This is a genomic window from Vibrio sp. sp1, from assembly GCF_016920955.1.
GTDB lineage: Bacteria > Pseudomonadota > Gammaproteobacteria > Enterobacterales > Vibrionaceae > Vibrio > Vibrio alginolyticus.
This window is the reverse complement of record NZ_CP060589.1, coordinates 1,776,034-1,802,873: the sequence shown is the minus strand read 5'-3', so window position 1 is coordinate 1,802,873 and position 26,840 is coordinate 1,776,034. Positions and strand designations below refer to the sequence as shown.

Genomic DNA, 26,840 nt, shown 5'->3' with positions numbered 1-26,840 from the left:
AGACAGGACCATCAATAATAAGGAAAAAGTACATGGCGACGAATCAAGCTCCGTCACAAGATGTGCAAGAAATGGTGGCTCAGGCAGACACAGGTGCACGTAGCCCTTCGGGAATGCAAGGACGAATCCTTTGGTTTGTTCCTCTGTGTTGGTCACTATTTCAATTATGGTACGCATCCCCGTTACCATTTATTTTCAATTTTGGCGTACTGAACGACACGGAAGCGCGATCTATCCACCTTACTTTCGCGATCTTTTTGGCTTTCACTGCTTATCCAGCGATGAAGAATTCTCCTCACGATCATATCCCTCTTGTTGATTGGATACTCGCGTTGGCTGGCAGCTTTTCAGCAGCCTATATATACCTTTTTTATACCGAGCTAGCAGGACGCTCAGGCGCACCGACAACAGTTGATATCGTTGTTGCTGTTATCGGTATGCTCCTCCTTTTAGAAGCAACACGCCGAGCACTTGGTCCACCATTAATGGTCGTGGCTGCTGTTTTCCTTACTTACACCTTTGCAGGCCCTTACATGCCTGACGTTATCGCGCACAAAGGGGCAAGCTTGAACAAGGCCATGTCTCACTTGTGGCTAACAACTGAAGGCGTATTTGGAGTTGCGCTAGGTGTTTCTACCTCTTTTGTCTTCTTGTTTGTATTGTTTGGAGCAATGCTGGAACGCGCTGGTGCTGGTGCTTACTTCATTAAAGTTGCCTTCTCGTTACTTGGCCATATGAAAGGTGGTCCAGCTAAAGCGGCCGTTGTTGCATCAGGTTTATCTGGTCTGGTTTCTGGTTCTTCAATCGCAAACGTAGTAACAACTGGCACCTTTACGATTCCACTGATGAAGCGTGTTGGCTTTCCCGGCACAAAAGCGGGTGCGGTAGAGGTAGCGGCTTCAACCAATGGTCAGTTAACACCGCCAATCATGGGTGCAGCAGCATTTTTGATGGTGGAATACGTCGGTATCTCCTACGTTGAGGTGATTAAAGCCGCCCTACTTCCAGCGCTAATCTCTTATATTGCTTTAATGTACATTGTTCACCTTGAAGCGTGTAAAGCAGGCATGACAGGGCTTCCTCGTCGCCACAACCCAACACTAGTACAAAGTCTGCTGTCCTTTACTGGCACAATCTTAGGATTGTGTGTGATCAGCGCATTGGTTTACTACGGAGTGGGTTGGACAAAGGACGTCTTTGGTGATGCCGCGACACCAATTGTTACCGTCGCACTATTAATCGCGTACGTTGGGTTGGTGAAAGTCTCAGCAAATCACGTGCAAGATGGCGCAATTGAGATTGATGCAGAATTAACAGAAGTACCTGATCCTGGCCCAACCGTTAAGTCAGGCTTGCACTACCTACTCCCTATCGTCGTATTGGTTTGGTGTTTGACTGTCGAACGTTTCTCACCTGGTCTTTCGGCATTCTGGGCAACGGTGTTCATGATTTTCATTTTGCTTACTCAACGTCCGTTGATTGCACTGCTGTCAAAGCAAGGTGATATGCTTCAGCAAACCAAAGATGGCTTTGTCGATCTTGCCGAGAGCTTAGTTTCTGGTGCGCGCAATATGATCGGTATCGGCGTTGCAACCGCGGCAGCGGGCACCGTTGTTGGTGTTGTTACACTAACGGGTATCGGCCTAGTGATGACCGACTTCGTCGAGTTTATCTCTGGTGGCAGTATCATTCTTATGCTGCTGTTTACCGCCATCATTAGCTTGGTTCTGGGGATGGGTCTGCCAACAACGGCGAACTACATCGTGGTCTCTACGCTAATGGCGCCGGTCATTGTTACGCTCGGCGCAGCGCATGGCTTGATTATTCCGTTGATAGCGGTGCACTTGTTCGTTTTCTACTTTGGTATTTTGGCCGACGATACCCCACCTGTAGGTCTTGCGGCTTTTGCAGCAGCCGCAATTGCGAAATCAGATCCAATTCGTACCGGTATCCAAGGTTTTACTTACGATATTCGAACCGCTATTTTGCCGTTCATGTTTGTGTTCAATACCCAGCTATTGTTAATGGGGATCGACTCTTGGTGGCATTTGGCGCTCACGGTCATCTCATCGATCATTGCAATGCTGATATTCTCTGCGGCAACTCAAGGGTGGTGGTTCACGCGTAACAAGTGGTGGGAAACAGTCCTATTATTAGTACTGACGTTTTCGTTTTTCCGTCCAGGTTTTTGGTGGGACATGCTGTACCCAGCGAAAGTTCTTTCTCCTGGCGTTGAGGTAGCTCAAATCACGGAAACACTAAATGTAGGAGAATCATTGGAGTTACGTGTTGCCGGTGAAAACCTTGAGGGCGACTACATTGAGAAAACGGTTCGTCTTCCATTCGAAGACAGTGCGACAACAGCAGACGCACGTATTTCATCTATGGGTCTAATGCTGACCGAAAGTGACAACAAAATGATTGTCGATATGGTTGAATTTGGTAGTCCAGCAGAGTCCGCAGGTATCGACTTTGATTGGGAAATCAAGTGGGTTATCCAGGATGCAGACCGTCCGATGAAAGAGTGGGTGTTTGTACCATGCTTAATGATTTTGCTGGTGCTTGCAATGAACCAAAAACGTCGTGCTCGTAAGGAACAATTGAGCGCATAACCGATTTGGCCCCGAGGATAAAGGGGCCTTAATGAGAGACATTGAATGTACAAACAAATTCTTGTTCCGGTTGATCTAAATGACCAAGGCTTTTCAGACCGAGCGGTTGAACTAGCGGTTTGGCAGGCAAAGCAAGCAAATGCTCAAATCCATCTTCTGACGGTACTACCTGGTATTCACATGTCGATGGTTGCCACATACTTTCCGAAAGATGCTGCGGCCAAAATGAAGCAAGACGTGAAGCAGCAACTAAAAACTTTCGCTAATGAGCATATTGCTGAAGATGTGGTTTACCAAGTGCATGTTGCTGAAGGCAAGGCCTACGCGACCATTCTTGATTATGCAGAACGTTTAGGCGCAGATCTCATCATTATGCCAAGTCACAAGCGCTCTAAAATCAATAAAGTAATGCTTGGCTCTGTCGCGAGTAAGGTTGTGGAATATTCTCCAATCAATGTGATGGTCGTAAAACCGCAAGGCTAAGTAAATACAGAAACGAAAAAGGACGCTAACATTAGCGTCCTTTTTATATTAAACAAGTAAGGGTTATGCCATCACTGGGTAATCGGTATAACCTTCTGCTCCACCCAAATAAAAGTGTTCTGGTTTCGCCTCATTAAGAGGTGCATTTTTCTTAAATCGCTCAACTAAATCTGGGTTTGCGATAAAGGGAACGCCAAATGCGACCACATCAACTTTGTTTTCTGCAATTGCTGTTGCCGCTTCTTGTGCACTGTAGCCCACGTTCGCCATTAAGTGACCTTTATAGTTTTCGCGTGCTGGCTTGAGAACATCTGCTTTTTGTACGCCTTTCAGATCCGCACGCATCACGTGCCAATAAGCAAGATCGAAAGAATTAAGTTGCTCTGCTAAGTAACGCATCAAGCCAACTGGATCACTGTCTTTCATGTCATTAAATCCATTTAGCGGAGATGTGCGCAGACCGACTCTTCCAGGTCCCCACACCTCAACGACTTCTTTCACTATCTCAAGTAAAAATCGAGCACGATTTTCAACCGAGCCACCGTATTCATCGGTACGTAAATTTGAGCCGTCACGAAGGAAGTTATCAATAAGATAACCATTGGCGCCATGTATCTCGACCCCATCAAAGCCGGCTTTCTTGGCGTTTTCTGCACCTTGTTTAAACGCCGCAACAATGGAAGCTATCTCATCCACTTCGAGTGCTCGTGGTACCGTATATGCTTGCTTACCCGAAGGGGTATGGACTAATTCATCACGAATGGCCAATGCGCTCGCCGCTACAGGTGTTTTTCCTTCATTCAGATCAGGATGACAAGCTCGTCCCGCATGCCAAATTTGCAGTACAATCTTACCGCCTCTCTCATGAACCGCATCCGTTACCTTTTTCCAAGCTGCGATTTGCTCTTCGCTGTAAATGCCCGGCTCTGCCATGAAAGCAGACGTACCTTCCATCACCATGGTGCATTCAGCAATGATAAGTCCGGCACTCGCACGTTGAGCGTAGTATTCAACCATAAGGTCATTAGGAATATGGTCCGCACCAGCACGAGCTCGCGTTAAAGGCGCCATAATGGCACGGTTATCTAATGCTAATTGACCGAGTTCGATAGGAGAAAATAAGTCTACAGAGTTGGACATGGTGTTTACCTCAAATGACAATAACTTGATGGCTAAGGATGAGGTGCCAGACTATAATCAGATTAATATTGAAACAATATGGATAATTGAAAGTGATTGTTCGCAATTTAGAAACAATTGACTTTAGAACGCTTTCTATCTTTGTCACAAGCTGTCGACTACTGAGCTTAACCAAGTGCGCGCTGGAGTTAAACCTACCAAAATCTACTGTTAGTAAAGCCATAACCAAACTCGAACAACACTTTGAAGCCAAACTGCTAGAGCGCACAACCCGAAAGTTAGTGATCACCGAAGCTGGCCAAATGGTTTTAGAGCGTGCTGCAAGCTTAGTTGAGGAATTCCACTCAATTGGCCATGACGTACAGGAGATGGAACAACAGATCCAAGGCCGGCTGCGTATTTCCGCGCCACCAGCGTTGGATGCGTATATGGCGGAACACATCTTTTTGCCATTTTTAAAACAATGGCCAAAAGTACAAATTGCGTTAGAAGCATCGAACGATTTTGTTGATCTGTTTTCACACGGCTTTGATATGGCAATTCGAGTCGGTCAGATAGTTGATGATCGATTGATCGCAAAAAAATTAGGCTATACCACTCGAGTCCTGGCTGCTAGCCCTGAGTATTTAGCTGAGTTCGGCGTACCTGAAACGCCAGAAGATCTGACAAAACACAACTGTTTGAGGTATCAATATGTTTCAGAAATAGGGCCTTGGACGCTGATCTCACACGATAATACCGTCAATGTTTCAATAACCAGTAACTTCTCAAGTACAACTGTAGAAGCAATATTGAAAGGCGCACTTAAAGGACTAGGCATCGCTAACTTACCTGTGCAGAACATGACGCAAGAGCTAGAAAGTGGCACCTTAGTCAGAGTGTTACCGCAATGGCACACGGTACCAATGCCTATTTATTTAGTGTATCGTCCCGGAGCAAACCGCCCACGGCGTGTACAAGCAATGATTGACCATATCATGAGCTTAAGATCTCAATTTGAATTTGGCCCTCGGCATGGTTTGTGTTGCGGAGAAGCATAACCTAGCAACTATCAGGCACTAGCATGCTGCTCGGATAAATGCCGCAAGCTTCTCACTAGCATGCTGTTCACTCAATGCAGACATATCACCCGCGGCTTCCACTTTACCATCTGCCACAAACACAAAGTGGCTGGCAATCGCTTTGGCATCGCTTAAATGGTGCGTGACCATCAATACGGTTATTCCCCGCTCTGCTGCGAGTTTTTTTACCAAGCTCAGCATCTCTTCACGCAACACCGGATCAAGCGCCGAGAACGGCTCATCCAATAGCCACATGGGATGAGGCTGAACAAAACAACGCGCTAAGGCAACACGTTGACGCTGGCCACCAGAAAGATGCTCTGGCAAACGGTCGAGGTACTCTGCAACACCAACTTGCTGCGCGGCTTGTTCAATCTGACGATTTTGGTCCACCGTAAGCTTTAGCCCTGGGTGTAAGCCCAAACCGATGTTGTCACGCACCGATAAGTGAGCAAACAAATTGTGCTCTTGGAACAACATAGAGAACGGACGCAGATAAGGCTCTTTACGCACAATGGACTCACCATCAACACAAATATCACCACGGTCAGGATGGATGAATCCTGCCACCAACGCCAGCAAGGTTGACTTCCCTGCCCCACTTGGTCCCATCAGCGACACAATCTGTCCTTGCTCAATCGTTAAGTCAAAACGAAACAGTTCACGTTGGTAGGTGTACTGCACATCATCCAACACTAACATTACGCTCTCTCCTTCGTTTTCAATACTTTCTCAATCAAGGCAAAACAGCCCACACTCAACAACAATAGGGTCACCGATACCACCGCAGCTGCGTCCATCTGATAGCTGCCAAGCAGCTGGAATAAATACAGAGGTAAAGTGCGGAACTCTTGTCCGCCAAACAACGCAATAGCACTTAAATCGCCAATCGCAAACATAAAGCTGATCGCAAACGCATGTGCAAACGGCTTGCGTAGCGCCTGCCACTCCACCACTTTAAACCGTTGCCAGCCACGCATGCCTAAGCTGGCACATACATACTGATACTGTTGTTCAATGTGCAGCATTGGCTGCGCTAGCGTTTTGATCACGTAAGGCAAAGCCATCAAACCGTTCACCAAAATCACGACAAAAAATGCCAAGCTAAAAACATCGGTAAATGCGCGCAGTAGTAAGAATAAACCGGTGCTAATCACCAGACCTGGAGTCACCAAAATAACGGTGCCGATTAACTCAATCTGATCGGCTCGCGTGTTTTTGTACTGCAACCGCCAACGGCGACTGGTCAATAGTATGGACACCCCTGCAGCGACCGCAAGCGCGCTAGCGACACAGGCGACTTTGAGGGAGTTCAATAGCGCAGACCAAAAACGCTCATCGGTTAATACTGTCCAAACTTGTTGGTTGATGCCACTCAGTAACACCATCAATAACGGCGGTATTACCAGTAAAAAGGCACCTATGATCCAAAAGCTATCCCAAGCTTTTGACCACCCATGATCCTTCGTTAAATATTGCTGTACCGATGTGCTTCCAGCACTGATAGAAACAGGCCTTGTTAACTTCTGCACTCCAATAGCAAGCAGTCCACATAACAGCATCTGCCACAGCGCCAATAACGCCCCAGCTTGTAAATCAAAATCAAACTTAATCGCTTGGTAAATGGCCAATTCAATGGTGGTGGATTTTGGCCCGCCCCCCAACGCCATTACAGTGGCAAAACTGGTAAAGCACAACATAAACACCAACCCACAAACGTGGGGAAGCTGCTGCCTTAAACGCGGCCATTCTACCCAGCGAAACTTATCCCAATGGCTCATCCCAAGATGCGCGCAAAGCTTATGCTGCTCGGCAGGAATAGACTCCAAGGCTTGCAGAAGCAATCGTGCCGCGTAAGGTAAATTAAAGAACACATGGGCGAGTAAAATGCCGTTCAAACCGTAAATAGAGAATGGCAGTTTAGTGTCGAAACTTTGCAACCACTGCGCCAACAAACCACTGTTGCCATAAATCGCTAACAGCCCAAAAACACCAACCAAAACCGGCAAAACCAGTGTCGATGCAAACAGCTTAAGCAGTAATGATTTACCAATAAATTGGCGACGCGAAAGTGCGTGCGCTACTGGAATGGCAAAGCCAACACTGAGCAATGTGGAAAGAAACGCTTGGTAGAAACTGAACTTGGTGACATGTTGATAGTACGGGTCGCCCCATACCACAGACACATCAAGTGAAGGGGCTTGAACAATCAAAGCACCTAGGGCAGAAATAACAAAGGTCGCGATGATCATCGCGACCCCTAAACCTATTTTTGGAACAGAATTCAAAGGTAAAACCTATCTCATTCAGATGAGGATGGAAACGTCAGCTAAAACGTCAATGCGCTTTGCCATTCGCGAATCCAAGACTTACGCATTTTTGCCACTTCATCAGCACTAAAGCTCAACGACTTGCTTGGAACACTCAAAGTTTCAAAACCTTTAGGTAACTCAACGTCAGTGACTGGGTACATCCAGTTACCCGTTGGCATCGCCGATTGGAACTCATCACTTAAAATGAAACTCATAAATTGATCAGCAAGTTCTGAATTTTTTGCCCCTTTCACTTTAGCGGCTACTTCAACTTGCATGTAGTGGCCTTCAGCAAAATTCGCCGTAGCAAACTTCGAATCGTTTTCCGCAATTAAGTGGTACGCAGGTGAAGTGGTGTAAGAAAGCACTAAATCGGACTCACCATTGAGGAACATAGAATACGCCTCAGACCAACCTTTCGTGACCGTTACGGTTTTGCTCGCTAGCTTCTGCCACGCTTGCGTCACATCGTCGCCATAAATAGATTTCATCCATAGCATTAAGCCTTGGCCCGGCGTTGAAGTCCGCGGATCTTGGTAAATCACTTTCAGATCGTCGCGCGTTTCCACCAGCTCTTTCATGCTTTTCGGCGGATTAGCCAGTTTCTCTTTGTTGTACACAAACGCGAAGTAGCCGTAATCGTACGGTACAAACGTCGTGTCACTCCAACCGTTTGGTAACACTGTGTTAGCCGTATCCACATTGTGCTCGGCAAGCAGATCGGTTTTCTTCGCTTCTGCCATCAGATTGTTATCCAAACCTAATACGATGTCCGCTTTGCTATTACCGCCTTCAAGACGAAGACGATTCAGAATCGACACACCATCGTCCAACGCTACGAAGTTAACGTCACAGCCACATTTTACTTCAAAAGCTTGCTCGATTTTAGGACCCGGGCCCCAATCTGCGGCAAAAGAGTCGTAGGTATAGATGGTTAATGTGTTTTCAGCGGCAAACGCTGAAGTAGAGGTGATTGCAGCTAAGGCAATCAGATTTAGAGTGGGTTTCACTGCTCGCTCTCCATGAGTATTTCAGAGAAATAAGTTGAGCGGCACAGGGTTTGAGGCGGCTATTAAGGACTTCCAATATCCAGACTCAATTCCTACGCCAGCATTATCTGGTTCAGGTAATACGGGTCCCTAGTTAAACACTTAGGTCTCAGCGCCCCAATGCATTGATTGACTCAATGCTAAATGGGTTTGCTCCCCGATGAGTTGGATGGATTGTAAAGGTATTTGAGTGGTTACACAATCAGCTCACGAGCGCTGGTCATAACCCCAACGAGGCACCAAACCTTGCTCAATACCTAAGTGGTCGAGAATTCTCGCCACCATAAAATCCACTAAGTCTTCAATGCTCTTTGGCTGATGATAGAAGCCCGGAGCCGCTGGCATGATGGTGACGCCCATTTGCGACAGTTTGTGCATGTTCTCGAGATGTAGCGTTGAAAATGGTGTTTCGCGAACCACGAGCAACAGCTGCCCGCGCTCTTTCATTACTACATCAGCGGCCCGTTCGATCAAGTTGTCCGACATACCGTGTGCTATGGCCGCAACGCTTCCCGCAGAGCATGGGCAAACCACCATTTGCTTGGGTGCAGCAGAACCAGACGCAACCGGCGAGAACCAATCGTCTTTACCGCAAACGGTGATGTTATTTGGATTGCAGTTCAGGTGCTCTACTAATGCTTGCTGCGCCGCTTCTGGGCCACTTGGTAGCTTAAGATTATGCTCGGTTGCCATCACAACACGAGCCGCCGAAGAAATCAGAACGTAGACATGATAATCCGCCGCAACCAAGCATTCTAAAAGACGAAGGCCGTAGGGAGCACCAGAAGCCCCCGTTAATGCCAACGTGATGGCTTTTTTATGAGAGGGTTGTGTTTTGTTTTGCATATCAATCAGGCTTTTTGTTTTAACTGCTCAAGAAGTTTTCCGTGAATACCACCAAAGCCACCGTTGCTCATGACTAGAATTTGGTCACCTGGTCGCGCACGTTCGACGATCTTGGCTACAAAGTTATCTATATCGGCATCGACAAACGCTGGCTGCTTGCATTGATCAGCAATGTCTTGCACAGACCACTCGATATTATCTGGATGGAACAAGAAGACTTCATCTGCACTGTGTAGTGACTCTGCAAGTGTGTTTTTGTGTACGCCACGCTTCATGGTGGCAGAACGCGGCTCTAACACAGCTAGGATGCGTTTTTCACCTACCTTGTTACGCAAACCACCGACAGTAAGTTCAATTGCCGTTGGGTGATGCGCAAAATCATCGTAAACCGTCACACCTTGTTCTTCACCTTTCAGCTCTAAACGGCGCTTGGTATTGATGAAACGCCCTAATGCTTGGCAAGCAAGATCCGGAGTGACTCCAACATGTCGTGCAGCAGCGATTGCCATCAGCGCATTATCCACATTGTGGTCACCCACCAAATTCCATTCGACGGTACCAACCTTCTCGCCTTGCAACGCAACGTCAAATTTTGAGCCATCAAGCACTAATTTGTGCGCTTGCCAGTCACCATTCTCACCAGAGAACTGTTTTTCAGTCCAGCAGCCACGCTCTAATACATCCGCTAACGCCTGATCTTTTCTCGGCGCTAAGATCAATCCATTGCCCGGTACAGTTCGCACTAAATGATGGAATTGGCGCTTGATCGCTTCTAGATCATCGAAGATATCAGCATGATCAAACTCAAGATTGTTCATGATTAAAGTGCGAGGATGGTAATGCACAAACTTAGAACGCTTATCGAAAAAAGCACTGTCATATTCGTCCGCTTCAACGACAAAAAACATACTTTCACCCAAACGAGCAGACACTCCGAAGTTACCGAGTACCCCACCGACTAAGAAACCCGGTTGATAACCACAATCTTCAAGTATCCAAGCAAGCATGCTCGATGTGGTCGTTTTCCCATGTGTACCCGATACCGCCAATACCCACCGATCATGCAGCAAAAACTCGTTGAGCCACTGCGGGCCAGAGGTGTAACGCATGTTAGTGTTGAGCACATGCTCGACACACGGGTTGCCACGGCTCATCGCATTACCAATCACCACAAGATCTGGTTGAGGGTCGAGTTGAGACGGGTCAAAGCCTTCAATAATTTCAATACCTTGAGACTCAAGCAGTGTGCTCATTGGCGGATAAACGTTGGCATCAGAACCAGTGACTTTATGTCCTAATTGGCGCGCTAGAATCGCTGCGCCGCCCATAAATGTGCCACAGATACCCAAGATATGAATGTGCATAAACTAAACCTTGTAATGCGTTTTTTAATGCTTTCATTATCGCGATTACCGCCTGAAAAGCGAGTGACTTTAGCCTTCTTCTTGCAGTCCCTTTCACAAATATGACAAGGTTGAACACAGACTGTACAACCTCTTGCTTACTGATGAATCCCTCAAACAAGTCTACAAATAAATTGAGATCTCAAACAGTTACTTCATTACCATTAAAAAGATCTGCGACTTAAACTTACATCCAGCGCAATCGTTTAACATCCATAAAGAGATGCTCACTTGCGCACTACCCCCAATGAAATGAAAATGTAAGGATTAACCATGTCAGGACTGCGCACCCTAGGCGAGTTCATTGTCGAAAAACAAGCGGATTTCCCCCACGCTAGCGGTGATCTATCATCCCTTTTAGCCTCCATTCGTTTAGCTGCAAAAATCGTTAACCGCGAAATCAACGCAGCGGGTCTCGGTGATATCACTGGTGCTGTAGGCACGGAAAATGTCCAAGGTGAAGATCAGCAAAAGCTCGATGTTTACGCGAACGATAAGTTCAAAGCCGCGCTTGAAGCTCGTGATCAAGTGTGTGGCGTTGCCAGTGAAGAAGAAGACGAAGCAGTTGCGTTCAATAAAGAACTCAACCAAAACGCCAAATATGTAGTACTGATGGACCCACTTGATGGTTCTTCTAACATCGATGTGAACGTCTCTGTTGGTACTATCTTCTCGATTTACCGTCGTGTTTCTCCAATCGGTACTCCACCAACTGAAGAAGACTTCCTACAACCTGGTCACAAACAAGTGGCTGCGGGCTACGTAATTTACGGCTCCTCCACCATGTTGGTATACACAACTGGTAACGGCGTAAACGGCTTTACTTACGACCCATCTATCGGCAGCTTCTGTCTTTCTCATGAAAACATGATGATTCCTGATGATGGTAAGATCTACTCCATCAACGAAGGTAATTACATTCGTTTCCCTCAAGGGGTGAAGAAGTACATCAAGTACTGCCAAGAAAACGTGCCAGAAGACGGTCGCCCATACACTTCTCGCTACATTGGCTCGCTGGTTGCTGATTTCCACCGCAACCTACTGAAAGGTGGTATCTACCTTTACCCAAGCACACAAAGCCACCCACAAGGCAAGCTACGCCTGCTTTACGAATGTAACCCTATGGCATTCCTCATTGAGCAAGCTGGCGGCATTGCATCGGACGGCGTGAATCGCATTATGGACATCAAGCCTACTGAGTTGCACCAGCGTGTACCTTTCTTTGTGGGTTCGAAGAACATGGTTCGCAAAGTTGAAGAGTTCCTTGAACTGCACCGCGACGAAGAATAATTTCAGACCTTTGTCCAACGCGGCAGGTGTTTACCTGCCGCGTTTTTGTCGCTAAAGTGAAACGCGAATTTATCATCAGATGAAGCCGCTTTTGTGTGACTCATCGTTAATGAAAAGGAATATTCTAATGAGCTTAAACCATGTACCAGCAGGCAAGTCGCTGCCTGAAGATATCTATGTCGTGATCGAAATTCCTGCAAATGCAGATCCAATCAAGTACGAAGTAGATAAAGGCTCTGGTGCTGTATTTGTCGACCGTTTCATGTCTGCACCAATGTTCTACCCATGCAACTATGGCTACGTGAACAATACCCTGTCTCTTGATGGCGACCCAGTCGACGTATTGGTACCAACACCATACCCACTCATGCCAGGTTCAGTCATTCGCTGCCGTCCTGTTGGCGTTTTGAAGATGACAGATGAATCGGGTGAAGATGCAAAAGTGTTTGCGGTTCCCCACTCAAAAATCTCGAAAGAGTACGATCACATCCAAGATGTGGACGATATCCCAGAACTACTGAAAGCGCAGATCACGCAATTCTTTGAGCGTTACAAAGAGCTTGAAGCAGGCAAATGGGTGAAAGTGGATGGTTGGGCAGATGTTGCTGCCGCCAAAGCTGAAATCCAAGAATCTTACGAACGAGCTCAGAAAAAATAAGCATCACTGCTGATACAAAATTAAAAAGAGCTGCTCTAGGGCAGCTCTTTTGCTTTCATCTTACCTGTGTCAACTAGATAGGTGCGCCTGCTGAAGACATTCGTCCAGCGTCGTAGTCATGTTGAAAGAAGGGGTCAACATCATCACAAATGCCAAAATACGGCCGCCCGATAACACCGAGCATATAAGCACTTTGCTCACAATACTCTTGTTTGCCTTGCTGGTAACCCGCTTGATAAGCCATTATCAGTTCTGGCGTCGCATGGTTAACATCATCCAGCTTCGCAATTCGCTCCTCAGATAACTCCCGTAATCCATCTAAAGCTGACTGCTTACCAAACACTTGCCAATCGGTCACATTATTCGAAGTCGGTAGTGTTGTTTGTGCGCATGCAGCAAGAAGCAACGCCATTACTCCAATTACGAATGCTTTCATCGTGACTCCTTAGTGTTTAGCTCGTTGCTATTGATAATGTCAGTATAGCTCACACCTTTTGACACCAATCTCCGGAAGCGATTTCTTCGGTTAGCTGCTCAGTATCTTGATATAAGTAGATCCAAGCTTGGCCAAACGGCGTAACGATGCTCTCTCGGCGATATTCCACTGGCACATCTTCCAACTTATCTAGCTCGGATAAGGTTTCATCATCAATCAGATACACTTCACCTTGAATCGAGCGTTGCCCAACAGACAACGCTGGATAAGGGCCTAAGTCATACATTGCAAATTGAGCATCCGTTTCATGTAAACCAAGAAACTGCGCCGAGCGCAAATACTGATGGTTGTACTCTCCCTTACGTAACGTGCCGTAGACAAAAATCAAATGCAGCATAACCACTCCTTAGTCATGACTGTGTATGCTTAGGTTAAAGCACTTTAATCGAACTCAAACTGATAGAGTAGGTCAACGGCGCTATCTACACCAGATACCGCTTCTAAATACAAGTCTTGCATCAATCGGTAACGCACAGTGAACTCACCTAGGGAGTTAAAGATGCCGACACCATATTTCACCTGCAAACCTGGCAGAATATAACCACTCACCGTCACTTGCGAATCATCGCCCGACCCAGCAGTGTCCAGCTGTAAATCCTGTACGCCAAAGGCTTCACCGATTTCACCAACCACACGACCACTCTTCGCCAAGCTTAAACCAATTAAGGTAGTCGTCATTGCATTACCACCGGCTTCACCATCAATATCTTGACCACGAAGTAGATAAGAAAGTGCATTGGCTTGGTTCATCGCGGGCTCTGAGAAAATTTCTATACTCGGATCAGATGCTGGGCCTGACACTTGTACCCCCGCAATGACATCATCTTGGGTATTGTCTGGATTACGAATCGCTTTGATAGACAAGTAAGGTTGATCTGGTGGACCATTCATCAGAATCTTACCTTCTTTAATCAATAAGTCCTGACCAAACGAGCGATAAGAACCGTCGACAACATTCACTTCACCAACGATGAAAGGACCTTTGTCTTTTTGTGTCACGTTTAGGTTCCCTTTCAACCCACCTTTTAAACCAAAAGCGGCAAGTTGGAAGTCATCACCAATTTTAATGTTGATGTTCGTTTCCACATCAAACGGCATTGCAGCGACATCGTCCACTGGCTGCAAGTTTTTATCGAGAATAACGGTATCACTCGATACGCCTACCGCACTTGGTGGAAGCTCTTCGACGACAATTCTGCCCCATGGCAAATTAATATCACCCTCAATTTTCGCAAGCTGAGGAGTCACATCTATTGTCATGTCAGGCTCAACTTTGATTTTTACCATTGGGGGCAAATCAACATTGAGCTCTTTAGCAAATACACGCGCTTTAGTGCGCCAGTTCTGTAAGTCCTGCCAGTCGGCATCACCGGTAACGTTCAACTCACCATCCGGGGTTAGAATTCCGGCATCCAAGTCCGCTTGATGGCCTTTAAAGTTGATGACGACCTGCCCTGAGTTTATATCTATCGGTGTGACTTCACCCTGTAGCTTCATTTGGTCAATCAAGAACTGACCATTCACCTTCGGATGCATGACGTCACCTGATATCGCTAGGTCAGTATTCATGTTTGCTTTAAACAAGCTGTACTCACCAATCAACGGTGCCAAGAAATCCAAGTGGAACGTAGAGAGTGAAACCTTACCATCAATAGTGGGCTTTTCAGTCGAGACATTCAGTAAAGAAACCTTACCAGACAAGTCACCGTTATCTTTCACATCAAATAGCCACTCGGCATCAAGCTTGTCTTTCGCTAATGCTGCTTTAAAGTTGAAGCTTTCCCAACCGACTTTAATTGGCTGTTCAAGCGCTTGTTCAACTTGGCCTTTTGGCATATTGACACTTAAGGTTACTTCAGGCTTTTTCTCTGGTGCCCATTTAGCAAAAGCCTGTGCATTAACCGAGCCTTGCAGCTTGGTTTCTGGCGGCAGGAATTGTTTGATTTGGTCAAAATCAAAATCATTGATGGCTAACTTCGCCTGGCCACTCTTACCGACACTAATGTCTTCGGTTAGACATACGCTCGACTCCGCTTGCAACCAACAATGCGCTTGAACGTTCGCGATCTGTTTGTCGATATTGACCTTCACCGCGGTCGATTTTTGCAACGCCCACGGGCCTTGTTGCGAGCTCAGCGTCAAGCGGCGCAGCGCCCCATCCCAAATCATTTCTGGTTTCTGCTGGAATGTCCCTTCAATTTCTAAACTGGTCGACACTAGGTCAGACACTACATCGAGCGTAAGTTGATGCAGTTTTTCATCCCCAGAAACTTCAAGGTCAGCACTATCAACTTTTATGTCGTCATAGGTAATGTTGTTCGCAATTAGGCTTATGTTCGCTTTTGGTGCTGGCAGAGGCTTCACATCACCCTTTAAGGTGATCGTTTCTACGTTCGCCTGTTGCTGCCAGTTTATCTGATTTAAAGCGAGATCAAGATTGATGTCTGGTTCTTTCAAGCTACCACGTAGTGCGACTTTACCTTGCATTTTACCTGCAAGGTCCGGAACACTTTTTGCAAAATCAGGGAAGTTAACCTCAACATCCATCAGAATTTGCTTATCGATCTTACCCTTTGCACTCAGTTGGTTTGGACCATGAGAAAGCGCTAAACCCTGAGTGGTAAGTTGGATGTCTTCACCTTTGCCGTTCTTATCAGACGCTTCAAGCTGCCCTTCAACATTCAGCGGATACCCTCGCAAAATGCCGTCAATGTCTAACTTAGGCAAACTGACTTGCCAACCGCCTTGTTCTGTTAACGACCCCGAAGTCGAAAGGTTACCGCTGATATCCCCTTCAGCTTCTTTCCATTGTAAACCTGGTTGAATGTTTTTCAGGTTTAAGTCAGCTTGCCAGTTGATTGGCGCAGCCCAATTGGCCATGACTTTCCCAGAGAGCTCGCCCCCTAAGGTTTTCACTACAAGGCTTTCGAGGTCAATTTGCTCTAACGTACCTTTGCCGTTTAGTGCGACATCAACGGCGGGAATATCTTTGCCTGACGCTTTGGTTTCTAATGCGACTTCGTAGCCATCAAGTGAGCCTTTTGCCGCCAAGCTTGGTACAGAAACCTGGTAATCGCTTTGTCCAAATAGCGGCCATTGCGCCTGTACATTTTTAATCGCGACATCAAACGGTAACTGCGTTTTAAGCAGTTGAATATCACCTTTGATCTCCCCTTGTACAAGCTCAGAAAGCGTAGCATTTAGTGACAAATCACCAACCGAACCCGAGACCAAAAGCGACAGTTTTTGTCCCTTCGCATCCGCTTGCTTCACTAACGCGTCCAGTTGCGCTTTGATAGGGTAATCAGAAGAAAGCGTCACTTGTGTGCTCAACTTGCCTTCCACTTCTGGCATGTCGAGCTCTAACGTTTTGACATCAACACGCTCACCGCCTGCTCTTGCAACCAAACCAAGATGATTGACGATCACTGGCGTTTCACCTGCCAGTTTGAAATTGTGAATATCAAGACGACGCGCTTCCACCGTCAGCGGAATCCATACTTCGGGTAACACAATATCTTGCGGCGTAGCATCGGCTTCTTTCGGCTCTTCAACAACCGCTTCAGGTTCAGCTTCACTTGGTGCTAAAGCCACATTAATGTCTTTCAACGCGGTAGGTGCGATCACCAAACGATCGCCTTGCATCGACAAAGCGGTCGAGAATGTTTGCCAATCAATTTGATTGCCCAGCACATTGACATTGATATCATTAAAGCTGACTTTATTAACAAAAATTGGCACTGGCGTACTGATAGAACGCAGTGGTGGTGTTTCCTCTTGCTCCTCGCTTGCTGGCGGTAGCTCAGGCATCTTAAAGTCAAGCCCCTGCATTCTTAACTCATCGACACAAACCTTAGGGTCAAAGAAACAGCGGAAGTTCACTGCCAAAGCTAAACGCTCGACTTTGGCATCGATATTCAAAGACTCATCGACAAAACTGACGTTATGCAGTTCGAAGCGAGGAAACAATGAACCCTGCACTTTTTCAATCTGCAATTGTGGTAGTGCTTTTTCGGCTCCCCACAAGGCAAATTTGAGGCCTGGGTGGGTAAATAAAACTGTCGCGACAATAATGATGAGCAACAGCAATAGACCAATCAAACTGAGCGACAGCCATTTGGTCCACTTAAACATCATTTTGATCATAGCTCAGGCCCCAATGAGAAGTGGATACGAAACTCTCGTTCTGGTTTTGCATCCAACCCCCATGCAAAATCAAAACTAACAGGGCCCACCGGAGACGCCCAGCGGATACCAACACCAGCACCTGATTTCCAATCTGGTGTTTCATTAAACGCATCACCAATATCGTAAAACGTTGCAGCCCACCAGTTTCCATAAACACGATATTGGTATTCTAATGTACTGCTAACAATGTATTTACCCCCCGTCAGGGCGCCACTCTCATCCACAGGTGAAATAGATTCATAGCCGTAACCACGAATATTATTGTCACCACCAGCGAAGAAACGCAGCGACGGTGATAGTTTTTCAAGTTCATCGGTAATATTCGCACCACCTTCTAAGCGGAACAAACCACGATGATTCTCTCCAATACCACGAATCCAAGAAGTCGAGCCAATTAAGCGGAGCACTCTAGTTTCAGAAAGCATAGCGGTATCACCATACTCAATAGTGATGCTTTGCTTGTCTCCCCACATTGGCATATTGCCCCCTCGAACCCTAGTCCGAGAAAATGTCGCACCTGGAAGTACGAAGTTGAATTCATCATCTTGTAAACCTTGCGTAAAGCTCTCGTACAAATGACGAACATAAACGGTATTATGCCAACCACCGTCTGCTAACCAATGACGCTCCACTGCAAGGTTAGACTCGATACTCTGCGTGTCACGGTTGTCTAGGTTTTTAAGCCCATATTGAACTTGATAATAATCGTTAGCGACATCTTCTAAAGGAATTTTGTAAGAAGCAGTCACGGTTTGCTCTGGCTTAGATAGGGATAAAGCAGTGTTGAAACTGTGTCCTCGGGAGCTCACCCAAGGTTTCTTCCACTTCAACGTTCCTCGAACGCCGACATCCGTTGAGTAACCAATACCCGTCTCGATCTGATTCTTGGAAGCAGGAGATAAAGACACTTTAATTGGCAAGTCTCGGCCATCATCAAGCCTATCCAATTCAGGCTCAACAAAAACTGAGGAAAACCACTCCGTATTTGATAGCTTCTGGTTAAACTCGCCCAGCTTCGAAACGTTGTATGGGTCCCCTTCTTTAAAAGGTTGTAGTGATGCGACACGGTCTTCCCAGATGTGGTTGCCAATAAAAGAAACGTCGCCAAAATTGAAACGTATTCCACTGCTGTAGTGCAAACGGACATTAGCTTCGTTCAGATCAGGGATAACCTCTAATCGACTTAGCGTAAACTCACCATTGAAGTAACCACGCTGAAGCGCCAAGTTACGAATGCCTGACTTAAGGCTGTCGTATTGGCCTTGATTCAAAACTTGGCCAACTTTGAGCGGAGAGCGCTCAATAAGTTTTGCAAACTCTTCATCGTCCTTGGCCTCTCCAGTGATGACCACATCCATGACTTTCACTTTCACTGGCAAGCCCGGCTTGATGAGCACAATTAACTCATCATTCGCTTCAGGAATAGAGTATGAAATTTTTGCATGATAATACCCAAGCGCGTTAAGCGCTTCAGTGATACTTTGATCTAATCTCGCTTGAAAACGCAGAGAAGTGGAGTAATCCTTCTCTGGAATAGATGATAGATACGCACTGACATTCTCTTCTAAAGCGCCATCAATGCCTTTCAAAGTCAAAGAAACATCGGCATAGGCACCATGAGAAAAGGCAAACAGGCCAACAATGGTGGGGAGAGCTTTTTTTATCATGCTTTTATGGCTGAATGAGGTTAAGTAAACGTAAATAATGATAACGCCAATTAGATTCTAAGTCTGTAATATTAATAGGTTTAACGCGGTCTATGTCATCACAGCATCAGATACAGACGAAATGAAAAAGTTCGCAAATTTAAGACACGTATTGAAGGACAAATACCATGCTCAACAAACAAACATTGATCAGTATAGAAGATGCCTTGCCAGGTAGAGATCAACCAATGCAGATTGACGATCATCATTTTGTAAATAAATCTAACCTAAAGGCGCCTCTTGCGTCACACCAACAGCAGATTTTGCTCGGAATGGGCTGTTTTTGGGGCGCTGAGCGCGTATTTTGGCAACTCGACGGCGTTGTATCTACTTCGGTCGGTTACGCTGGGGGGTACACACCCAATCCCACGTATGAAGAGGTCTGTACAGGTAAAACGGGTCATACAGAAGTCGTACGAGTCGTTTTCGATGAACGCGTCATCTCATTAGAAAAGCTACTGGCTGTTTTTTGGGAAAAACACGACCCAACTCAGGGAATGCGTCAAGGTAACGACTTAGGTACTCAATATCGTTCTGCAATTTACACTTATTCGACGGAGCAGCTCGAGAGCGCAGAGAAATCGAAACTCTTGTATCAGCAAGCACTGCAAGAAGAGCAGCGCGCGAACATCACCACCGAAATACAACCAGCAGGTCCGTATTACTTTGCGGAAACCTACCACCAGCAATATTTGGCGAAAAACCCTGATGGTTACTGTGGCATCGGAGGAACGGGAGTTTGCTTCCCACCAAGCCTCCAAGGATAAACCTAACCAGCAACAAAAAGAGCGACCGATATGGTCGCTCTTTTCTAAATCTAAGTGGGTACCAAGCTAACTAAGCCGATAATGATGCTATCACTTGGTTGACTTCTTTAAAGATGGTGAGCCTTTTATGATCGTTGACGTCAGGTAGTAACACTTTGCCATTGTCGAACTGAAAACAGCCAACCCCAACAATAAAAAATTGACCTTTGAACAACGTTTTAACAAAACGGGCCACTTGTAATGGTCGATATACAGCAAACTCACGTAGCATAACTCACCTCAATTCCTTTGAGAAAACACGGATTGCTTATTTTTCCTCTGCAATCTTAATGCGCAATTTGCGACGGAAATCATTTTAGCAAATTCTAAATATAACGCAAGATTACACCACTCCATACGTTAAATAAATGTTATCAACGGTCCTACAAATTTCTAAGATCTGGATATATACTGGAAGCTTCCAAACCTCGTACGGAATATAACAATATGAAAACTAAGACTCTCCTACCTCTACTACTGGCCTTAACGCCAAGCTTGACCTTTGCACACAACTTGTCAGTAGGAAAAAGCGTTCCTCCTGTCAATGTTGCCGCTTACGGCGAGATTGTTTTACAAGGCGAAGGCGTTGCATACCAACCCTGGGCAACTCAACATATGCAAGGCAAAGTTCGTGTTATTCAAGCCATCGCAGGCCGTAGCAGTTCAAAAGAGATGAATGCCCCTTTAATGTCGGCAATAACAGCGGCAAATTTTCCACAAGAAAGCTACCAGACGACGACTATCATCAACCAAGATGATGCAATTTGGGGGACAGGCTCTTTCGTGAAGTCTTCAGCTCAAGATAGCAAAAAAGAGTTTCCTTGGTCATCCATGGTTCTTGATGAAAATGGCGTAGTTGCTAATACTTGGGACCTGAAAGAAGAAAGCTCGGCCATTATTGTTCAAGACAAAACGGGCAAAGTTCTGTTTGTCAAAGAGGGCGCACTTGAGCAAGATGAGATAACAAAAGTCATTGAGCTTATTAAACAGAACATCTAGCTTCATTGAATGGCTCCTTGTTCTTGTTGTAAGGAGCTATATGAATTTGATTAGAAGCATGGGCAGTGACAACTCTGCTCTTTATAAGTGCGACACTTCCACAGAGAGTATTACCAATATTTTTCGGCACGTATGTGTTGAGTTAAATTTTTCTGCTAGCCAACAAAAGAGTGAACTTTTACTCATTATGGGTGTTATATTATAACAGTCGGTAAGAGGAGCTCAGATGTACCACCACCAGCAAAAAATACTAAGATATTGGTATCGCACTGCTTTATTTTTCAGTGTTGCGTTGCTGATCGCTTGGAACTTTGCGGTTGTACTTCATCAAGTCGATCTGACGCCCGACCATCATACCCATCATCATTGCCAATTATTTTCTGGTGTTCAGCACGGTATAGCAAAGGTACAACCTACCCTCTCTACACCGACTTTTACGCGCGCCCAGCATCATCATGTTTTTTTGCATCTCGTGTACGGCGAAGAAGTTCTTGGCGCTGCTCGTGCCCCTCCTTATTTTGCTTAATTTCCAAACTATTCCACACTCAAAATTATTGAGTTCATTTCCGCACCTAGTGTGTCAGGAATAATAACTTAGTGAAACTCGAATCTGAGCAATACCGCCTTTGGTTAATGCCAGTAAAATTAGGAAAAATACAATGTCATCAAAACACGTTTTAGCCCTTGCTATTGGCCTCACTTTATCAACAGCAGCGAATGCAAACGAATACCGCCAGCATGGTGCTCATGTGCATGGTCACGTCGAGTTTAATATCGCCCAAGATGGCAAAGATCTGTTAGTAGAGATTACAGCTCCTGGAGCTGATGTTGTGGGTTTCGAACATGCTTCAGAAAACGCGCAACAAGAGCAAGCGCTTAAACAAGCCGTCGCTACACTCGAAGACAGCAACGCATTGTTCGCTATTAACTCACAAGCTGATTGTAATATTGAAGAAGCTTACGTGAGCCACAACCTAAGCGAAACTCATGAGGAACATGATCATAGTGAGCACGACCATGATGACCATGCACATCACGATCATGAAGGGCACGAACACCATGATCATAATGAACATCATGATAAACATGACCACCATGACGATCATGATGAGGCGCACGATCATGGCGGTCACGGTGAATTTTCGGTGCAATATCGCTTCAGTTGCGAACAAGTTAATCAGCTTAGCCAAATCCAAACCGATTGGTTTAACCAATTCCCAACTACAGAGTCCATCAGCGTCAATATATTCACTGATACCATGCAATCAGCAATTAAATTAAGCAAAGATAACACCCAAATCGTAATCAAATAACACGAGTGGCGTGTGAGTACCCACTTACACGCCACAGCTTTGGTGATTTAATATGACTGAAACCACACCAAATGTTGTCGAGCTAGAGGATGCCCAATTTTTCTGGCCCGGTTCAACCAACCCAACCATCCACATCCCCAAATTACACATTACACAAGGCGAGCATGTGTTTATCAAAGGTCCAAGTGGCTGCGGTAAATCGACCTTGCTCGCTTTGTTGACGGGGATTAACACATTAACTTCAGGCTCTCTATCTGTACTCGATACTGACCTTGCTAGTTTAAGTGCCAGTCAGAGAGACCGCTTTCGCGCCAATCATATTGGCTACATCTTTCAACAGTTCAATTTATTGCCGTACCTTAACGTACTTGAAAACGTATTATTGCCATGTCAGTTCAGTAAAATACGACGTGACCGTGCCCATTTAGGTGCCTCATCTCAAACGTTAGATGAACAGGCTCAGGCCCTACTAGAACGACTGCACTTGCCAAACGAGCTTCATACACGCCCTGTCTCTGACTTGAGTATTGGTCAACAACAACGTGTGGCTGCGGCTCGAGCTCTAATAGGACATCCAGAGTTAGTGATCGCTGACGAACCAACCTCAGCTTTAGACTATGACAATCGTAAAGCATTTATTGAGCTCCTTATGGAGCAAGCGAATCAAGCCAATGCCACACTGGTATTCGTTAGCCACGATCCAACACTCGAACCCTTATTCGATCGCACGCTCAATCTACCCGAAATTAATCAAGTATCTAGCCTAGGAGCCATATCATGAGTGCTGTTGTAAAGCTCGCCTGGAAAAGCTTGATGAACCGAAAAGCGACGGCAATTCTAACCATCATGACCGTTGCGATTTCAGTAGTACTCCTCTTGGGCGTCGAGCGTATCCGAACTCAAGCCAAGGATAGCTTCGCCAATACAATTTCAGGCACAGACCTCATTATTGGTGGACGTTCTGGGCAAGTGAACCTATTGCTCTATTCTGTGTTTCGTATTGGTAATGCGACCAACAACATCGATTGGAAAAGCTACCAAGAGTTTGCCAATCATCGTTCAGTCGATTGGGCTATTCCAATCTCGCTTGGCGACTCGCATAAAGGCTTCCGAGTTATGGGAACCAATCACAGTTACTTTGAGCATTACAAGTTTGGAAGTAAGCAACCACTAACATTTGGCAAGGGTAGAGAATTCAATGGTTTATTTGAAACCGTGCTAGGTTCTGATGTCGCTAAACAACTTGGTTATGATATCGGTAGCGAAATCATCATTGCCCACGGCATTAGCGACGTTGGCTTTAGCCGTCATGACAATCTGCCATTTAAAGTTGTCGGTATCCTTGCTCCTACAGGAACACCAGTCGACAAAACTGTCCATGTATCATTGGAAGCCATCGAAGCCATTCACGTTGGGTGGGAAAGTGGTGCGCGTTTGGGCCCGACACCCAAGGCACAAGATCTCAAAAACAGAGACTTTCAGCCCAAACAAATTACCGCTATGCTCGTTGGTTTGAAATCTCGTATTCAAACTTTCGCCCTGCAAAGACAAATTAACACCTACCCCAAAGAGCCGCTTAGCGCCATTATGCCCGGCGTTGCGTTGCATGAGTTATGGGGAATGATGTCGGTTGCAGAGCAAGCCCTAATGGCAGTATCTGGTTTTGTCGTGATTGCAGGGTTGTTAGGTATGTTAAGCAGTCTATTAACTAGCCTACAGGAACGCCGCCGTGAAATGGCGATTTTGCGTGCCATGGGAGCAAGGCCTCGTCATGTTTTCTCACTCTTAATTAGTGAAGCTAGCTTGCTTACTGCTGCTGGTATTATTACTGGCGTTACTGGGCTGTATGCCATTCTTGCTATCGCGCAGCCGATCATCCAACAGCACTATGGAATACATCTCACCTTAAGCATCTTATCTACTTATGAGTGGATGCTATTAGGTTTCGTACAATGCGCTGGTATTGTGATTGGTTTCATTCCCGCACTCCGCGCCTACCGACAGTCACTGAGTGACGGAATGACAATAAGGATTTAATAAAATGTGGAAAAAAATACTCGCAAGTTGCTTGCTGGTCGTCGCATTCACAGCTCCTGTTATGGCCAGCGAAGAACCATTGAAGCTTGACTGGATTGACCTTGTTCCAGAAAAAGAGCGTAAATTGTTCGACAGTATAGGCATGCCTGCATCTGATCACAGTGGTGGCGCAGCGCAGCAGTCCAAGATTGGTAATGTTCGACCAGAACTGAACGGAAGCCAAGTTAAAATTCCAGGGTTTGTTATCCCACTTGAAGGTGATGCCAATACCGTCACCGAGTTTTTATTAGTGCCATACTTTGGAGCTTGTATTCACGTGCCACCACCGCCTCCAAACCAGATCATTTACGTGAAGTTTCCGAAAGGCGCGCCTGTTCAAGAGTTGTGGGATGTTATATATGTGGTTGGAACGTTGAAAACCGAGACGATAAACCACGAACTGGCAGAAACGGCTTACGTTATTGAGGGATCAGAAATAGAAGCCTACGACGATATGTAATTTAAGTCGTCGATAAGCCTCGCTACACCTAAGGCGTCACACTGGCGCCTTTTTTAGCTTTGTGCTACACGATATAACGAGATAAATACGCTAACACGCCCACATAAATAACCAAAAGAAACGCTATCGACAGGTGCTTTTTGAGTTTACCTGCTTCTGAGAACTTCATAGCCCCTCCAAAATAACGATAACAATTTTAACAACTCATTATCATTTTGAATAGCCCTATTCGTTCAAAAACTGAGAACTCCTGTCTGGTCGCTTGGTCAGATAAGGTGTAAATTTAAACGTGCGAACCGCGCAGTTCTTGGTAGGAAAACGAATGGCAGACCCGACAAAGCAACCTGTTGTCATCGAACATCAGTCAGACACAAAAAAAAATACGCAACAAGAAAAGAAACAAGGCTACATAAAAGACAGTGCTAGTAAGGTAAAAACCATTGCCCAAATACACGGTCTTGACGCCTTACTGCAAACCGAACCGCCAGCCAAATCTGCGTTTGAAAGAGCCCAATTGCGAGAGCAAAGACGCCAAGAACAGCGACAAAAAAACTTAGAACAGATTTTAAAATTAGCGCACAGTTCATGCCGAGATGAGACAGCGGGAGAGCCAGACCAAGATTGGTTGCATCGATTTTTTGAGATGGCTCAAGACATCCATAACAGCGCGATGCAAAAGCTATGGGCTCAAGTGATGAAGCGTGAAGTGACCAATCCGGGTTCAACGTCCATGAAAGCGTTGAAAACCCTCAAAGACATGTCACCAAAGGAAGCACAAACTCTGCAAAGAGCCGCCTCTTTAGCATGCAGTTTTGGAGGGGATCACAGCAGAAAACTGCTGATTGGTTACAAAGCCCAAGGAGGCATATTTAGCTTCGGCAAGCGAGACGTCGCCAACAGCCTAAATATGGGAAGTTTTCAACTGCCGTATTCAAGCTTGTTGCTCTTAATTGAATTAGGGCTGCTGCACAGTGCCGAACTTGAATCTGGCGAAATTAGTATCGAGACACCGTTGGTCCTCACCTACCAAGGTAAAAACTTGTCGCTGAACGTAAACAGTAAAGGTGTCCGCCTTTTATATTACCGCTTCACACCCACAGGTAATGAGCTCTGTACCTTACTCGGAAACAAACCACATGCCAAATACTACGATCAAATGCTTGCACTGTTAAATCATAGATTTAGTGTCCATAGTGAAGCTAAAAGTACGGTTCATCATACCGTCTAGCCAGCTTGAGAAGCATTTGACCACCTATGATCCAAATACTTCTCCAGCTGCTCAAAGAGCTTTAGGTCACCTATGATCTAAATGCTTTTTTATCGGATCACACCGCGTTGTTTAAGATCGATTAAGCACAAATCCACCAGCTCATCGACACTCTTTTCTCCCGCGGGCAAATCGATTTCAGGGTTCTCTGGCGCTTGATATTCCGAATCAATACCAGTGAAATTAGGAATCTCTCCCGCACGGGCTTTACGGTATAAACCCTTAGGATCTCGACCTTCGCAAACCTCTAGAGATGCATTGACATACACTTCGATAAACTCGCCTTCTGGCAATAAATCGCGCACTAACTTCCGCTCTGCACGATGCGGTGAAATAAACGCCGACAGAACAATTAAACCCGCATCTGCCATCAACTTCGCCAGTTCACCAATGCGACGAATGTTCTCGCGACGGTCCTGTTCAGAAAAACCTAAATCGCTACACAAACCATGCCGTACATTGTCACCATCCAATAAATAGGTGTGGTAACCCAATGCTGCAAGGCGATTTTCCAACGCCCCTGCTACGGTTGATTTACCCGCTCCAGATAAACCAGTGAACCACAATACGGCAGGTTTTTGCTTCTTTAATTCAGCACGAAACTGTTTATCAACCGAATGCTGGTGCCAAACAATGTTTTCATCTTTTACCGTCGTTTCGGCAGTCATAACGTAT

General features: G+C 45.8%; 25 protein-coding genes and 1 riboswitch. Of the genes, 13 read left to right on the top strand and 12 right to left on the bottom strand.

Features of this window, described 5'->3' with window-relative positions; translation table 11 throughout:
* The first annotated feature begins 32 nt into the window (after positions 1–32).
* Together H9L11_RS08575 and H9L11_RS08570 are read left to right on the top strand one after the other, a co-directional pair.
* Positions 33–2,612, top strand: a complete 2,580-nt coding sequence (locus H9L11_RS08575) for a TRAP transporter permease (protein ID WP_205390696.1) — start codon at positions 33–35, stop codon at positions 2,610–2,612.
* A gap of 45 nt (positions 2,613–2,657) precedes the next feature.
* The gene (locus H9L11_RS08570; protein ID WP_005379654.1) at positions 2,658–3,095 is read left to right on the top strand and encodes a universal stress protein; all 438 of its coding nucleotides are present in this window, start codon (positions 2,658–2,660) and stop codon (positions 3,093–3,095) included.
* 63 nt (positions 3,096–3,158) lie between these two features.
* Here H9L11_RS08570 and H9L11_RS08565 read toward each other — a convergent pair whose 3' ends face one another.
* On the bottom strand, positions 3,159–4,235 hold the full coding sequence (locus H9L11_RS08565; protein ID WP_047101924.1) for an alkene reductase: 1,077 nt from the start codon (positions 4,233–4,235) through the stop codon (positions 3,159–3,161).
* A 92-nt stretch (positions 4,236–4,327) separates the two neighbouring features.
* On the opposite strand from H9L11_RS08565, the gene H9L11_RS08560 reads away from it, so the two are divergent.
* Positions 4,328–5,275 carry a LysR family transcriptional regulator gene (locus H9L11_RS08560; RefSeq protein WP_005379650.1) on the top strand — a complete coding sequence of 316 codons (948 nt, stop codon included), beginning with the start codon at positions 4,328–4,330 and terminating at the stop codon, positions 5,273–5,275.
* A gap of 18 nt (positions 5,276–5,293) precedes the next feature.
* Here the strand turns inward: H9L11_RS08560 and thiQ are convergent, their stop codons facing one another.
* The 5 genes from thiQ to mpl all read right to left on the bottom strand — a co-directional run bounded on the left by thiQ (position 5,294) and on the right by mpl (position 10,867).
* Positions 5,294–5,998, bottom strand: a complete 705-nt coding sequence (gene thiQ / locus H9L11_RS08555; protein WP_005379648.1) for a thiamine ABC transporter ATP-binding protein — start codon at positions 5,996–5,998, stop codon at positions 5,294–5,296.
* Positions 5,998–7,584: a thiamine/thiamine pyrophosphate ABC transporter permease ThiP gene (thiP, locus tag H9L11_RS08550; RefSeq protein ID WP_017820277.1), complete on the bottom strand. Its 1,587-nt coding sequence runs from the start codon at positions 7,582–7,584 to the stop codon at positions 5,998–6,000. Before thiP ends, thiQ begins: the two co-directional genes overlap by 1 nt.
* Positions 7,585–7,625: 41 nt before the next feature.
* The gene (gene thiB / locus H9L11_RS08545; RefSeq protein ID WP_193837533.1) at positions 7,626–8,618 is read right to left on the bottom strand and encodes a thiamine ABC transporter substrate binding subunit; all 993 of its coding nucleotides are present in this window, start codon (positions 8,616–8,618) and stop codon (positions 7,626–7,628) included.
* 72 nt (positions 8,619–8,690) lie between these two features.
* Positions 8,691–8,827, bottom strand: a riboswitch (TPP riboswitch).
* A 37-nt stretch (positions 8,828–8,864) separates the two neighbouring features.
* On the bottom strand, positions 8,865–9,503 hold the full coding sequence (locus H9L11_RS08540; RefSeq protein ID WP_025768362.1) for a flavin prenyltransferase UbiX: 639 nt from the start codon (positions 9,501–9,503) through the stop codon (positions 8,865–8,867).
* A 5-nt stretch (positions 9,504–9,508) separates the two neighbouring features.
* Complete coding sequence (gene mpl, locus H9L11_RS08535) at positions 9,509–10,867, bottom strand: UDP-N-acetylmuramate:L-alanyl-gamma-D-glutamyl-meso-diaminopimelate ligase (protein ID WP_205390695.1); 1,359 nt, start codon at positions 10,865–10,867, stop codon at positions 9,509–9,511.
* Positions 10,868–11,179: 312 nt separating this feature from the next.
* On the opposite strand from mpl, the gene fbp reads away from it, so the two are divergent.
* Both fbp and ppa read left to right on the top strand, forming a co-directional pair.
* A complete protein-coding gene (gene fbp / locus H9L11_RS08530; RefSeq protein ID WP_005383114.1) occupies positions 11,180–12,196 on the top strand; it encodes a class 1 fructose-bisphosphatase in 1,017 nt (338 codons plus the stop codon).
* 127 nt (positions 12,197–12,323) lie between these two features.
* Positions 12,324–12,854: an inorganic diphosphatase gene (gene ppa, locus H9L11_RS08525; protein ID WP_205390694.1), complete on the top strand. Its 531-nt coding sequence runs from the start codon at positions 12,324–12,326 to the stop codon at positions 12,852–12,854.
* A 73-nt stretch (positions 12,855–12,927) separates the two neighbouring features.
* Here ppa and H9L11_RS08520 read toward each other — a convergent pair whose 3' ends face one another.
* The 4 genes from H9L11_RS08520 to H9L11_RS08505 are packed head-to-tail and all read right to left on the bottom strand — an operon-like array spanning position 12,928 to position 19,205.
* Positions 12,928–13,290, bottom strand: coding sequence for a DUF2799 domain-containing protein (locus H9L11_RS08520; protein WP_017633454.1), 363 nt, complete (start codon positions 13,288–13,290; stop codon positions 12,928–12,930).
* Positions 13,291–13,339: 49 nt separating this feature from the next.
* The gene (locus H9L11_RS08515) at positions 13,340–13,687 is read right to left on the bottom strand and encodes a gamma-glutamylcyclotransferase (RefSeq protein ID WP_205390693.1); all 348 of its coding nucleotides are present in this window, start codon (positions 13,685–13,687) and stop codon (positions 13,340–13,342) included.
* 44 nt (positions 13,688–13,731) lie between these two features.
* Complete coding sequence (locus H9L11_RS08510; protein ID WP_205390692.1) at positions 13,732–17,496, bottom strand: translocation/assembly module TamB domain-containing protein; 3,765 nt, start codon at positions 17,494–17,496, stop codon at positions 13,732–13,734.
* Positions 17,493–19,205, bottom strand: coding sequence for an autotransporter assembly complex family protein (locus H9L11_RS08505; RefSeq protein WP_005383121.1), 1,713 nt, complete (start codon positions 19,203–19,205; stop codon positions 17,493–17,495). Before H9L11_RS08505 ends, H9L11_RS08510 begins: the two co-directional genes overlap by 4 nt.
* Before the next feature lie 167 nt (positions 19,206–19,372).
* Here H9L11_RS08505 and msrA point away from each other — a divergent pair, with 167 nt between their 5' ends.
* Entirely contained in the window at positions 19,373–20,011 is a 639-nt protein-coding gene (msrA, locus tag H9L11_RS08500) for a peptide-methionine (S)-S-oxide reductase MsrA (protein WP_005379620.1), read from the top strand.
* Between the two features lie 70 nt (positions 20,012–20,081).
* Here the strand turns inward: msrA and H9L11_RS08495 are convergent, their stop codons facing one another.
* Entirely contained in the window at positions 20,082–20,282 is a 201-nt protein-coding gene (locus tag H9L11_RS08495; protein WP_005379612.1) for a DUF1107 domain-containing protein, read from the bottom strand.
* A gap of 215 nt (positions 20,283–20,497) precedes the next feature.
* Here H9L11_RS08495 and H9L11_RS08490 point away from each other — a divergent pair, with 215 nt between their 5' ends.
* The 7 genes from H9L11_RS08490 (at position 20,498) to H9L11_RS08460 (ending at position 26,126) form a co-directional block, all read left to right on the top strand.
* Positions 20,498–21,049 carry a YtfJ family protein gene (locus H9L11_RS08490; protein ID WP_005383122.1) on the top strand — a complete coding sequence of 184 codons (552 nt, stop codon included), beginning with the start codon at positions 20,498–20,500 and terminating at the stop codon, positions 21,047–21,049.
* A 226-nt stretch (positions 21,050–21,275) separates the two neighbouring features.
* A complete protein-coding gene (locus H9L11_RS08485; protein ID WP_080996158.1) occupies positions 21,276–21,575 on the top strand; it encodes a DUF2607 family protein in 300 nt (99 codons plus the stop codon).
* A gap of 133 nt (positions 21,576–21,708) precedes the next feature.
* A complete protein-coding gene (locus H9L11_RS08480; RefSeq protein ID WP_205390691.1) occupies positions 21,709–22,362 on the top strand; it encodes a DUF2796 domain-containing protein in 654 nt (217 codons plus the stop codon).
* Between the two features lie 52 nt (positions 22,363–22,414).
* Positions 22,415–23,143, top strand: a complete 729-nt coding sequence (locus tag H9L11_RS08475) for an ABC transporter ATP-binding protein (RefSeq protein ID WP_205390690.1) — start codon at positions 22,415–22,417, stop codon at positions 23,141–23,143.
* Complete coding sequence (locus H9L11_RS08470) at positions 23,140–24,399, top strand: ABC transporter permease (protein WP_053306844.1); 1,260 nt, start codon at positions 23,140–23,142, stop codon at positions 24,397–24,399. The genes H9L11_RS08475 and H9L11_RS08470 overlap by 4 nt, the downstream gene beginning before the upstream one ends.
* Before the next feature lie 4 nt (positions 24,400–24,403).
* Positions 24,404–24,898 (top strand): DUF3299 domain-containing protein, encoded by a 495-nt coding sequence (locus H9L11_RS08465; protein ID WP_064353581.1) that lies wholly within the window; start codon positions 24,404–24,406, stop codon positions 24,896–24,898.
* A gap of 322 nt (positions 24,899–25,220) precedes the next feature.
* Entirely contained in the window at positions 25,221–26,126 is a 906-nt protein-coding gene (locus H9L11_RS08460; RefSeq protein WP_104975809.1) for a TIGR03899 family protein, read from the top strand.
* 89 nt (positions 26,127–26,215) lie between these two features.
* Here the strand turns inward: H9L11_RS08460 and cysC are convergent, their stop codons facing one another.
* Positions 26,216–26,833, bottom strand: coding sequence for an adenylyl-sulfate kinase (cysC, locus tag H9L11_RS08455; protein ID WP_005379598.1), 618 nt, complete (start codon positions 26,831–26,833; stop codon positions 26,216–26,218).
* Positions 26,834–26,840 lie beyond the last annotated feature (7 nt).

Excerpts from the sequence above, each read along its gene's own strand:
- H9L11_RS08575 (WP_205390696.1), top strand. The coding sequence starts at position 33 with ATGGCGACGAATCAAGCTCCGTCACAAGATGTGCAAGAAATGGTGGCT.
- H9L11_RS08570 (WP_005379654.1), top strand. The coding sequence starts at position 2,658 with ATGTACAAACAAATTCTTGTTCCGGTTGATCTAAATGACCAAGGCTTT.
- H9L11_RS08565 (WP_047101924.1), bottom strand. The coding sequence starts at position 4,235 with ATGTCCAACTCTGTAGACTTATTTTCTCCTATCGAACTCGGTCAATTA.
- thiQ (WP_005379648.1), bottom strand. The coding sequence starts at position 5,998 with ATGTTAGTGTTGGATGATGTGCAGTACACCTACCAACGTGAACTGTTT.
- H9L11_RS08540 (WP_025768362.1), bottom strand. The coding sequence starts at position 9,503 with ATGCAAAACAAAACACAACCCTCTCATAAAAAAGCCATCACGTTGGCA.
- mpl (WP_205390695.1), bottom strand. The coding sequence starts at position 10,867 with ATGCACATTCATATCTTGGGTATCTGTGGCACATTTATGGGCGGCGCA.
- fbp (WP_005383114.1), top strand. The coding sequence starts at position 11,180 with ATGTCAGGACTGCGCACCCTAGGCGAGTTCATTGTCGAAAAACAAGCG.
- ppa (WP_205390694.1), top strand. The coding sequence starts at position 12,324 with ATGAGCTTAAACCATGTACCAGCAGGCAAGTCGCTGCCTGAAGATATC.
- H9L11_RS08520 (WP_017633454.1), bottom strand. The coding sequence starts at position 13,290 with ATGAAAGCATTCGTAATTGGAGTAATGGCGTTGCTTCTTGCTGCATGC.
- H9L11_RS08515 (WP_205390693.1), bottom strand. The coding sequence starts at position 13,687 with ATGCTGCATTTGATTTTTGTCTACGGCACGTTACGTAAGGGAGAGTAC.
- H9L11_RS08510 (WP_205390692.1), bottom strand. The coding sequence starts at position 17,496 with ATGATCAAAATGATGTTTAAGTGGACCAAATGGCTGTCGCTCAGTTTG.
- H9L11_RS08505 (WP_005383121.1), bottom strand. The coding sequence starts at position 19,205 with ATGATAAAAAAAGCTCTCCCCACCATTGTTGGCCTGTTTGCCTTTTCT.
- msrA (WP_005379620.1), top strand. The coding sequence starts at position 19,373 with ATGCTCAACAAACAAACATTGATCAGTATAGAAGATGCCTTGCCAGGT.
- H9L11_RS08495 (WP_005379612.1), bottom strand. The coding sequence starts at position 20,282 with ATGCTACGTGAGTTTGCTGTATATCGACCATTACAAGTGGCCCGTTTT.
- H9L11_RS08490 (WP_005383122.1), top strand. The coding sequence starts at position 20,498 with ATGAAAACTAAGACTCTCCTACCTCTACTACTGGCCTTAACGCCAAGC.
- H9L11_RS08485 (WP_080996158.1), top strand. The coding sequence starts at position 21,276 with ATGTACCACCACCAGCAAAAAATACTAAGATATTGGTATCGCACTGCT.
- H9L11_RS08480 (WP_205390691.1), top strand. The coding sequence starts at position 21,709 with ATGTCATCAAAACACGTTTTAGCCCTTGCTATTGGCCTCACTTTATCA.
- H9L11_RS08475 (WP_205390690.1), top strand. The coding sequence starts at position 22,415 with ATGACTGAAACCACACCAAATGTTGTCGAGCTAGAGGATGCCCAATTT.
- H9L11_RS08470 (WP_053306844.1), top strand. The coding sequence starts at position 23,140 with ATGAGTGCTGTTGTAAAGCTCGCCTGGAAAAGCTTGATGAACCGAAAA.
- H9L11_RS08465 (WP_064353581.1), top strand. The coding sequence starts at position 24,404 with ATGTGGAAAAAAATACTCGCAAGTTGCTTGCTGGTCGTCGCATTCACA.
- H9L11_RS08460 (WP_104975809.1), top strand. The coding sequence starts at position 25,221 with ATGGCAGACCCGACAAAGCAACCTGTTGTCATCGAACATCAGTCAGAC.
- cysC (WP_005379598.1), bottom strand. The coding sequence starts at position 26,833 with ATGACTGCCGAAACGACGGTAAAAGATGAAAACATTGTTTGGCACCAG.